Origin of the sequence: Amycolatopsis sp. NPDC059027 (genome assembly GCF_042739735.1) — a bacterium.
Lineage (GTDB): Bacteria > Actinomycetota > Actinomycetes > Mycobacteriales > Pseudonocardiaceae > Amycolatopsis.
This window is the reverse complement of the sequence record NZ_JBHYIK010000026.1, coordinates 43,041-52,920: the sequence shown is the minus strand read 5'-3', so window position 1 is coordinate 52,920 and position 9,880 is coordinate 43,041. Positions and strand designations below refer to the sequence as shown.

The following is a 9,880-nucleotide window of genomic DNA, read 5'->3' as shown; positions in this document are numbered from 1 at the left end:
CTATTCAACCCCATCGAGTCGTGTGGAGATCCCCTCTATCACCCGTCACAAACCCCACCCCCCACCCAACCAACCCCCAAAAACGCTGTGACGGCGCGGGGGTGGCGGCCCCTTCACTGTCACATCTCGCTCCCTGACCGGCCATTACGTCGGTCACGGCGGGCTGATTTCGTCGTCAGCCCCAGCGTGCGCGAGGAGGGAGTTGAACCCTCACGTCCTTTCGGACACACGGACCTGAACCGTGCGCGTCTGCCATTCCGCCACTCGCGCGAGTCACTTTGACAGCTCGTACAGCTTAACAGGGGGTTTGAACGGGTTTCACCGGGGGTCGTGTCCAGCGGCGCTTACCCGGATAGGATCGGAGCGGAAGCAACAGGCGTGAGGAGGTTTGCCCCGGTGGGCCGCGTTGAGCGCTTTGACAGGCGCCTCGAGAACCTGGTGGGTAATACCTTCGCGCGCATGTTCGGTGGCAATGTCGTCACTCAGGAAGTGGCGGTTGCGCTCGAGCGGGAAAGCGAGGAGAACGTTCGTGAGCTGGCAGGCGGTCGGCAGCTCGCCCCGAATCACTACATCGTGTCGCTGGGGCAGGCTGATCACGAGCGCATGGCCGGTGACGAGCAAAGAGTCACCAGTGCACTGGCGAGGGCTGTGGCGGAACATCTCGCCGAGCACGGCTGGGACACCTATGGTGACGTCGTCGTGTCACTCGAGCGCAACGAGGCGCTGCATACTGGACAGTTCAAGACCCGTTCGTCCGTCGATCCCGACGTCAGGTCTCCTGACGCCGCCGGTTCGTCACGGTCGGCACTACCCAGCAACGCAGGAGACCCAGCAATGAGCCAGCCCCCCGGCTACGGCCAAGGCCAATACGACAAGGGTGACCCGTACGGCCAGCAGCAGCACGGCCAGTACGGCTACGGACAGCAGGGTGGCCAGCAACAGCCCGGGTACGACCAGGGCTATGGCCAGCAGGGCGGCTACGACCAGGGCCAGGGGTACGGGCAACCGCCGCAGCCCGGATACGACCAGGGTTACGGTCAGCAGCCCGGGTACGACCAGGGGTACGGCCAGCAGCAGCCCGGATACGACCAGGGCTACGGCGGGCAACAGCCCGGGTACGACCAGTACGGCGGCCAGCAGCAACCCGGGTACGACCAGGGGTACGGCCAGCAGCAGCCCGGATACGACCAGGGCTATGGCCAGCAGCAGGGCGGGTACGACCAGTACGGCGGCCAGCAGGGCGGCTACGACCAGTACGGCCAGCAGCAGGGATACGGCCAGCCCGCGGGCGACCCGTACGCGCAGCAGGGCGGCGGCTACGGCGGTGGCGCGCGGCAGCTGGCGGCGAGCCTGCAGCTGGACGACGGGTCGAACCGGACGTACTCGCTCAAGCAGGGCGGGAACGTGGTCGGCCGCGGTCAGGACGCCGACTTCCGGCTGCCGGACACCGGGGTCTCACGCCGGCATCTGGAGATCACCTGGGACGGGCAGAGCGCGACGCTGGCGGACATCGGGTCGACCAACGGAACCACGGTGAACGGCACGCCGGTGCAGACGTGGCAGCTCGCCGACGGCGACGTCATCCGCGTCGGTCATTCGTCCCTCGTGTTCCGAACCCAGGGCTGAGCGGCGGGCACTGAGTAGGTTCGGTGCAGAATTGCCCTTGCGGGCGTACTGCGGCGAACCGGCGTCGTGGGCTGCGTGCAGAGTCGGGAGCGGACACAACAAGTGCCAGAGCTGGTCGTTCAACTCACCAGGGTGGGCTTTCTCGTGCTGCTCTGGCTTTTCGTGTTCGCCGCGCTGCGGATCGTGCGTTCGGACCTGTACGCGGCGTCGGGGCTCCGGGTACAGGTGCCGAGCTTCCGCCGCACCAAGGACAAGAAGAAGCCACGCAGCAGCAAGGCACCGCAGCAACTGCTGGTGACCCATGGGGCGCTGGCCGGGACCAGGATCGCGCTCGACGGCAGGCCGATCCTGATCGGCCGCGCCGACGATTCGACGCTGGTGCTCGACGACGACTACGCCTCGACCCGGCATGCCCGGATCGTGCAGCGCGGGGAGGACTGGTACGTGGAAGATCTGGGCTCGACGAACGGGACCTATCTCGACCGGGCTAAGGTCACTGCACCCCTCCGGGTCCCGCTCGGAGTCCCCATCCGGATCGGCAAGACGGTGATCGAGCTTCGCCCATGACTCTCGTCCTCCGCTACGCGGCCCGCAGTGACCGGGGCCTGGTGCGTTCGAGCAACCAGGACTCCGTCTACGCCGGTCCCCGCCTTCTCGCGCTCGCCGACGGTATGGGCGGGCACGCGGCCGGTGAGGTGGCCAGCAAGGTCGTCATCGCCTCGCTCGCCCCGCTCGACGACGACGAACCCGGTGACGACCTGCTCGCCCAGTTGCGCGACGCGGTGGCCACCGGCAACGGCGCGATCGCCGAGCTGGTCTCGCAGGACCCCGACCTCGACGGGATGGGCACGACGCTGACCGCGGTGCTGTTCGCCGGCACCCGGCTCGGCCTGGTGCACGTCGGCGACTCGCGCGCATACCTGTTGCGCGGTGGGCAGTTCACCCAGATCACCCGCGACGACAGCTTCGTCAACGAACTGCTCGAACAGGGCCGGATCACGCCGGAGGAGGCCGCGGTCCACCCGCAGCGTTCGCTGCTGCTCAAGGCGCTGACCGGGCACGAGGTGGAGCCGAGCCTGACCGTGCGGGAGGCCCGCGCCGGCGATCGGTACCTGATCTGCTCGGACGGGCTGTCCGGGATGGTCAGCGACGAGACGCTGGCCGAGGCGGTGCAGATCGCCGACCCGCAGGAGTGCGCCGACCGGATGATCGAGCTGGCGCTCAAGGGCGGCGGCACGGACAACGTCACGGTGATCATCGCGGACGTCGTCGACGTCGACTTCGGTGAGGACGCCCCGATCGTCGGGGGCGCCGCCGGGGACGGCAGCGACGAACGGCACCAGGGCGATTCGCCCGCCGCGCGGGCCAGGGCGCTGACGCAGCCGCCGCAGCAGCCGAGACCGGAGCTGCCGCAGCCGCAGCAGGATCCGAAGGCGAAGCGCCGGAAGCGGTTTCGCTGGCTGATCGGCTCGCTGGTGGTGCTGATCGTGCTGGCCGCGGCCGCGATCGCGACCCGGTATTTCGTGCTGAGTCAGTACTATGTCGGCGAGGGAGCGGACGAGGAGGTCGTGATCTTCCGCGGCGTCCCCGGCAGCATTCTCGGCATCCAGCTGCACTCGTACGAGCAGGGTTCCTGCCCGCCGGGTCAGGTGTGCACGGCGAAGCTGCGCGTGCCGCAGTTGCAGGAAGACGCGCGGATCGCGGTGAAGAACGGCGTCAAGAAGGAAAGCCTCGACGACGCCCGCAAGTACATCGACGACTTCCTTCAGCGGCAGAAGCGGCTCAACGACTGCAAGCCGGCCGCGCCGGGTCAGTCCGGGCAGCCGACCCCCACGCCGAGCTCGGCGCCTCCGTCGTCGGGTGAGCCCACTCCCGCCTCGTCGTCGGCGAACCAGCCAGCGGGGAGGGACTGCTCGACGCCGAGTACGGCACCGACGACGGGAGGCGGTAACTGATGAGTCAGCAGCAGCTGGCCGACTCGGTGTCCGCCCAGTTCCAGACCAACCCGCCCCGCGAACTGCCCGGCAGGCGCAACGCCGAGTTGCTGCTGCTGGCGTTCGCGGCGGTGATCGTCACGCTCGCGCTGGTGATCGTCGAGGCGAACCAGGAGCAGGAACTCACCCTCACGATCCTCTGGCTCGGCCTCGCCTACCTCGGCATCCTGACCGCCGCGCACCTGGCCGTCCGCCGCTGGGCACCGAACGCCGACCCGGTGATCCTGCCGTGTGTCGCACTGCTCAACGGCATCGGCCTGGTGATGATCCACCGCCTCGACCTGGCGTACGAGGACCGCGCGACCGAGGCGGACGACAAGTTCAGCCCCGCCGTGCCCAGCCAGCTGCTGTTCACCGTCATCTCGCTGGTGCTGTTCGTGGCCGTGCTGATCGTGGTCAACGACCACCGCACGCTGACCCGTTACGGCTACACCGCGGGCCTGGTCGGCATCGTCGCGCTGATCCTGCCCGCGCTGCTGCCCGCGAGCATCTCCGAGGCCAACGGCGCGAAGGTCTGGATCAGGCTTCCCGGCTTCTCGATCCAGCCGGGCGAGTTCGCGAAGATCCTGCTGATCATCTTCTTCGCGTCGTTCCTGGTGTCCAAGCGCGATCTGTTCATGGTGGCGGGCAAGAAGATCGTGGGTGTCGAGCTGCCCCGCGCCCGCGACCTCGGCCCGCTGCTGATCGCCGCGATCGTCTGCATGGGCGTGTTCGCCTTCGAGAAGGAACTCGGCGCGGCACTGCTGCTGTTCGGCATCATCCTGGTGATGATCTACGTGGCCACCGAGCGGGCCATCTGGGTGATCGTCGGGCTCAGCTTCTTCGCGGTGGGCTGCGTGATCGCCTACAACCTGTTCGCGCACGTCCGGGTCCGGGTGGAGAACTGGATCGATCCGTTCGCCGACATCGACAACAAGGGCTACCAGATGGTGCAGAGCCTGTTCGGGCTCGGCACCGGCGGTATCGGCGGCACCGGCCTCGGCGCGGGACGGCCCGACATCGTGCCCGAGGCGAACACGGACTTCATCACCGCGGGCATCGGCGAGGAGCTCGGCTTCATCGGGCTCGCCGCGGTGCTGATGCTGTACCTGCTGATCGCGATGCGCGGGATGCGCAACGCGCTGGCCGTGCGGGACACCTTCGGCAAGCTGCTGGGCTGCGGGCTCGCGTTCACCATCGTCATGCAGATCTTCGTCGTCGTCGGCGGCGTCACGAAGCTCATCCCGGAGACCGGTATCACCGCTCCGTTCCTGTCCAAGGGTGGCTCGTCGCTGCTCGCGAACTACATCCTGGTGGCCCTGTTGCTCCGAATCTCCGACGCGGCACGCAAACCGGCCGCGCGGCCGAAGCCACAGCAACCGCAGGCCCCGCTGGCCGAGGCGCACACCGTGATGGTGCAGCGCCCGCCGGTCGCCGGGGACGGGAGGGCCCAGTGAACACCCCCATGCGCAAGGTCGGCATCGCGATGCTGGTGATGGTGGTGCTCCTGCTCGGGAACGCGACCTACATCCAGGTGGTCAAGGCCGACGACTACCGCTCGAACCCGCGCAATCAGCGGGTGCTCTACGACGAGTACGCCAGGGAGCGCGGCCAGATCGTCACGCCGAACGGCACGGTGCTGGCCAAGGTCGAGAAGTCGAACGACAAGTACAAGTTCACCCGCACCTACACCGACGGGCCGATGTACGCGCCGGTCACCGGCTACTACTCGATCAACTACGGCTCCGGCGGGCTGGAACGCGCCGAGGACGACGTCCTCAACGGCTCGGACCCCCGGCTGTTCGTGCGGCGGCTCTCGGACATGGTCACCGGCCGCGACCCGCGCGGCGGCAACGTGCGGCTGACGATCGATCCCGCGGTGCAGAAGGCCGCCTACGACGGGATGATGAAGCACGGCTACACCGGCGCGGTGGTCGCGCTGGAGCCGAAGACCGGCCGCATCCTGGCGATGGTCTCGACGCCGTCCTACGACCCGAACAAGCTCTCCACGCACAGCGGCAAGGACCAGATCGCCGCGTGGGACTCGTACACCAAGAAGGACGACAAGAACCCGATGCTGAACCGGGCGATCTCGGAGTACTACCCGCCGGGTTCGACGTTCAAGCTGGTCACCGCCGCGGCCGCGCTCGAGGCGGGCAAGAAGCCGACCGACAAGATCGATACCTCGCCGAACACCAAGCTGCCCGGCACCGAAGTCACGCTGGAAAACTACGGGGGCGAGCCCTGCCCCGGCAGCACGTTCAAGGACGCGCTGGCGTACTCGTGCAACGTGCCCTTCGCGCAGATGGCCGGTGAGCTGGGCAAGGACAAGCTGAACAAGACCGCCGCGAACTACGGCATCGGGCAGAACAACATGACCGTGCCGATGAAGGTCGTGTCCTCCACGCTGGGTCCGCTGGACTCGCAGGGCGCGCTCTACCAGAGCGGCATCGGCCAGCGCGACGTCCGGCTCACGCCGCTGCAGGACGCCATGCTGTCGGCGACCATCGCGAACGGTGGCATGGCGATGACGCCGCAGCTGGTGCAGTCGGTGCTGGCGCCGGACCTGTCCACGATCGAGGATTACGCCCCGAAGGAGCTCACCGGAACGCCGGTGATGTCCAGTGAGAACAACGGGATCCTCAAGGACATGATGATCGCGTCCGAGGCCAACACCAAGGGCGGCGGCAAGAACCCGAAGATCCAGATCGCATCCAAGACGGGGACCGCCGAGCACGGCGTCAACCCGAAGCAGACCCCGCCGCACGCCTGGTACACCGCGTTCGCGCCGGCCAACGACCCGCAGATCGCCGTCGCGGTCATCGTCGAAAGCGGCGGTAACCGCGGGCTGGCCGCGACCGGTGGCTCGGTCGCCGCCGAGATCGGCCGCGCCGCGATCAACGCCAAGCTCGGGGGTGGATAGCGGATGCTGTCCTCGGGTCAGCTGCTGGCCGAGCGGTACAAGCTGACGAACCGGATCGCCGTCGGCGGGATGGGCGAGGTCTGGCAGGCCAGCGACACCAGGCTCGACCGGACGGTCGCGGTCAAGGTGCTCAAGGCGGAGCTCTCCGGCGACGCCGAGTTCCTGCACCGCTTCCGCACCGAAGCCAGGATGACGGCCTCGCTCAACCACCCCGGCATCGCCGCCGTGCACGACTACGGCGAGACGATCGCGGGCGAGCAGGGCACCGGGGACGAGCTGTCGATCGCCTACCTGGTCATGGAACTGGTCGAGGGTGACCCGCTCGCCGGGCTGCTCGCCAAGCACGGGCGGCTGTCGGCCGACTTCACCCTCGACATCCTGGAGCAGGCGGGCAACGCGCTGCAGGCCGCGCACGAACAGGGCCTGGTGCACCGAGACGTCAAACCGGGCAACATCCTGGTGACCCCGGCAGGGCAGGTGAAGATCACCGACTTCGGCGTCGCGAAGGCCGCCGACGCGGCACCGGTGACCCGGTCCGGGATGGTCATGGGCACCGCCCACTACATCGCCCCCGAGCAGGCGCTCGGGCACGTGGCCGAACCCGCCAGCGACGTCTATTCGCTCGCCGTGTGCGGGTACGAATGTCTCGCCGGGCACCGGCCGTTCCTCTCCGAGAACGCGGTGACGGTCGCGATGATGCACATCCGCGACATCCCGCCCCCGCTGCCTCCCGACGTCCCGCCGGGGGCCCGCGCGGTGATCGAGGCGACGCTCGTCAAGGACCCCCGCCAGCGCTATTCGGCGGGTGGCGAGTTCGCGAACGCGGTCGCCGCCGTCCGTGCCGGCCTCCCGTTGCCGACGCCGTCCGGGCTGGTCCAGGCGTCGTACCCGGCGAACCAGCTGCCGGTGCAGCCGTCGCTGGCGCCACCGGCCCCCCTGTCTCCACCCAACCCGATGGTCGCGATCGGTCCGCCGTCTCGCCCGGCCATGCACCCGGTGTCCCCGGCTCCCCGGCGCAGGAGCCAGTGGGGCTGGTGGGTGTTGCTCGCGGTGATCATCGTCGCTGTCCTCGCGGCAGGCGCGCTGGTCGCCATGAAGCTGGTCGGTTCGGGCAACGGAGCCCCGCCGCGGAACGTGGAGACGAATGAACCGGTTCCGGGCGGACAATCCCCCGCTCCCGCGCAGTCACTCGCGCCGACCATGTACCCCGTGGTCCCGTATGGCAGAGCGCCGGGCCGCGCGACATCGGGGTCGCGCGAAAACGACGGCCGGCAAGGCATCATGACCACATCTTGGACGGAATGGAACGGCATTCAGAGATGAGCACACCCAGACTGCTCTCCAACCGGTACGAGCTGGGCGACACGCTCGGCTACGGAGGCATGTCCGAGGTCCATCACGGCCACGACGTGCGCCTCGGCCGGGAAGTCGCGATCAAGATCCTGCGTGCCGACCTGGCCCGTGACCCGCAGTTCCTGGAGCGGTTCCGCCGGGAGGCACAGAACGCCGCCGCGCTGAACCACCCGGCGATCGTCGCGGTCTACGACACCGGCGAGGCGAACACCGAGTTCGGCCCGCTGCCGTACATCGTGATGGAGTACGTCGAGGGCCGGACGCTGCGGGACATCGTCAAGACCGAGGGCCCGCTGTCGCAGAAGCGCGCGATGGAGGTCATGGCCGACGTCTGCGCCGCGCTGGACTTCTCGCACCGGCACGGCATCGTGCACCGCGACGTCAAGCCCGCGAACGTCATGATCACCAAGAACGGCGCGGTCAAGGTGATGGACTTCGGCATCGCCCGCGCGATGCACGACGGCCAGTCCGCGATGACCCAGACCGCCGCGGTGATCGGCACGGCGCAGTACCTCTCGCCGGAGCAGGCACGCGGCGAGTCGGTCGACGCCCGTTCGGACGTCTACGCCGCCGGCTGCGTGCTGTACGAACTGGTCACCGGGGAGCCGCCGTTCACCGGGGACTCCCCGGTGGCCGTGGCCTACCAGCACGTCCGGGAGGACCCGAGCGCGCCGTCCACGGTGAACCCCGCGGTGTCGCCGGAGCTGGACGCCGTCGTGCTCAAGGCGCTGGCGAAGGGCCCGGCCAACCGCTACCAGTCCGCCGCCGAGATGCGTTCGGACCTGGTGCGCACGCTGTCCGGGCAGCGGCCGTCGGCGCCGATGGTCATGTCCGAGGACGAGCGCACCCAGGTCATGGACACCGACCGCCGGACGCAGGCGTACGACGACTACGCCGAACCGGAGGAAGACCCGAAGGCGAAACGACGACGCCGGATCTGGCTGGCGATCGGCGCGGGGGTGTTCGTGCTCGCTGCGGTGCTCGGCATCATGGCGCTGCTCGGTGCGTTCAACTACAAGTCGGAGGCCAAGCCCATCCCGCAGGTGCTGCACCAGCAGGTTGAGGTGGCCAAGGCCAAACTGCGCTCACAGGGCTTCACCAACATCGGCCCGGACAAGCAGGTCGTCTGCGGTGGCGCCCAGCCCACCGACGGCGGTCCGACCTGTACCGCCGACGACATCGGCAAGGTCGTCAAGATTGAGCCCGGCGAGGGGCAGAGCGTCCCGGTCGACCAGCAGGTGACGCTGTCCGTGGGGGCGAAGCCCGGCCAGACCAGCGTCCCCGACCTCAAGGGCAAGTCCCTCACCGACGCGGTGAAGGAACTCACCAACAGCAAGCTGCGGATCGGCAACACCACCGAGGTGGAGGTCAACGACCCGAGCCAGGCCGGAATGGTCCAGTCCCAGAACCCGGCGGCGGGCTCCTCGGTGGAACTCAACTCCACTGTGGACATCGTGGTCGGAAAGGCGCAGGGGAACAAGAACGCCCAGGACTACACCGGCCAGCAGTACTCCTCGGCCGCCGCCGCGCTCAAGGCCTCCGGATTCACGGTCAAGCGGGTGGACCAGGCTTCGGACAAGCCCGAGGGCGAGGTCATCAGCCAGAGCGCGAGCGGTTCGCTGCCGCCGGGCACCACCATCACGCTGGTCGTGTCGGACGGTTCGCAGCAGCAGATCACCCTGCCCGACCTGACCGGTCAGACTCCCGAGTCGGCACAGCAGTTGCTGCAGTCCAAGGGCTGGAAGGGCAGCTTCAACAAGCAGACGGATCGCTCCGGCAAGGGCGATCCCGGCACGATCGTGAAGACCAATCCGCAGAGCGGGACGCAGATCGGCAAGACCGCGACGGTCACGATCTTCGTCGCCGACAGCAACGGCAATCCGACGTCGTCGAGTTCGTCGACCTCAGGCCTGTTCCCGCCAGGCAGGCCCTGACGGCATGAGGTCCTGAGAAAGGCCCGCACGCGGGAGACTGAGCGCACTGTGAAGAATTTATGTCGCACAGA

General features: G+C 68.4%; 7 protein-coding genes and 1 tRNA gene. 7 read left to right on the top strand and 1 reads right to left on the bottom strand.

The annotated features are described in order from the left end of the window. Positions 1–187: 187 nt before the first annotated feature. Positions 188–270 (bottom strand) — tRNA-Leu (locus tag ACFWY9_RS19610). Positions 271–396: 126 nt separating this feature from the next. On the opposite strand from ACFWY9_RS19610, the gene ACFWY9_RS19605 reads away from it, so the two are divergent. The 7 genes from ACFWY9_RS19605 (at position 397) to pknB (ending at position 9,809) form a co-directional block, all read left to right on the top strand. After that, positions 397–1,626 carry a DUF3662 and FHA domain-containing protein gene (locus tag ACFWY9_RS19605; protein WP_378326019.1) on the top strand — a complete coding sequence of 410 codons (1,230 nt, stop codon included), beginning with the start codon at positions 397–399 and terminating at the stop codon, positions 1,624–1,626. 102 nt (positions 1,627–1,728) lie between these two features. Then, on the top strand, positions 1,729–2,193 hold the full coding sequence (locus ACFWY9_RS19600) for an FHA domain-containing protein (RefSeq protein ID WP_378326020.1): 465 nt from the start codon (positions 1,729–1,731) through the stop codon (positions 2,191–2,193). After that, positions 2,190–3,581, top strand: a complete 1,392-nt coding sequence (locus ACFWY9_RS19595) for a PP2C family protein-serine/threonine phosphatase (protein WP_378326022.1) — start codon at positions 2,190–2,192, stop codon at positions 3,579–3,581. The genes ACFWY9_RS19600 and ACFWY9_RS19595 overlap by 4 nt, the downstream gene beginning before the upstream one ends. Beyond that, positions 3,581–5,056, top strand: a complete 1,476-nt coding sequence (locus ACFWY9_RS19590; protein ID WP_378326023.1) for an FtsW/RodA/SpoVE family cell cycle protein — start codon at positions 3,581–3,583, stop codon at positions 5,054–5,056. The genes ACFWY9_RS19595 and ACFWY9_RS19590 overlap by 1 nt, the downstream gene beginning before the upstream one ends. Continuing rightward, entirely contained in the window at positions 5,053–6,522 is a 1,470-nt protein-coding gene (locus ACFWY9_RS19585; RefSeq protein ID WP_378326024.1) for a peptidoglycan D,D-transpeptidase FtsI family protein, read from the top strand. Before ACFWY9_RS19590 ends, ACFWY9_RS19585 begins: the two co-directional genes overlap by 4 nt. Before the next feature lie 3 nt (positions 6,523–6,525). Beyond that, the gene (locus tag ACFWY9_RS19580) at positions 6,526–7,845 is read left to right on the top strand and encodes a serine/threonine-protein kinase (RefSeq protein WP_378326026.1); all 1,320 of its coding nucleotides are present in this window, start codon (positions 6,526–6,528) and stop codon (positions 7,843–7,845) included. Then, entirely contained in the window at positions 7,842–9,809 is a 1,968-nt protein-coding gene (pknB, locus tag ACFWY9_RS19575) for a Stk1 family PASTA domain-containing Ser/Thr kinase (protein WP_378326028.1), read from the top strand. Before ACFWY9_RS19580 ends, pknB begins: the two co-directional genes overlap by 4 nt. The last annotated feature ends 71 nt before the right edge of the window (positions 9,810–9,880 follow it).